Raw genomic sequence first — 507 nt, forward strand, 5'->3', positions numbered from 1 at the left:
TTTCTAACAGTTCTTTTTCTCTAGAACGCTTTGCAACGATATCTAAGCGATAACGTATCGAATTAATACCTTCACCTTCAAATACCGTAACGCCAAATCCAGAGTGACGTAATTCATCTACTAATTCATTACAACGGTCTAGTAAACTAACTTGATACGTAATATAACCAATTGCTAATTTATTCTCTATATAACCGCCTAATAACAGTCCCGCACTAAAACCAATGACATAGGCAACGATGTTCATCCAATTTGATAAATCTTGAAACACAATACCTAAACTGACAATGTAAATAGCTCCTTCTAACAATCCAACACCAGCAGCGGATCTTGTTTGATTCTTTACAAGCAAAATCGTACGAATTGTTAAAATGGGAACGTAAATAATTTGAAGCACAAAAATAAGTAACGCTTGTAACATTGGTATCCACCTCTTTCAAAAAGTCTTTTGTCATGATAACATACATAACCTTAAGAAATCGATGGGTTTTTAAATTTTTTTTTATT

Annotated in this window: 1 protein-coding gene; it reads right to left on the bottom strand. The window is 32.9% G+C overall.

Annotation, left to right across the window (positions count from 1 at the left end; genetic code table 11):
- Positions 1-421, bottom strand: a 421-nt coding sequence (locus KI369_RS28800; protein WP_212959034.1) for a DUF2179 domain-containing protein, incomplete at its 3' end; no start/stop codon positions are given.
- Positions 422-507 lie beyond the last annotated feature (86 nt).

It is taken from the genome of Bacillus sanguinis (assembly GCF_018332475.1).
Lineage (GTDB): Bacteria > Bacillota > Bacilli > Bacillales > Bacillaceae_G > Bacillus_A > Bacillus_A sanguinis.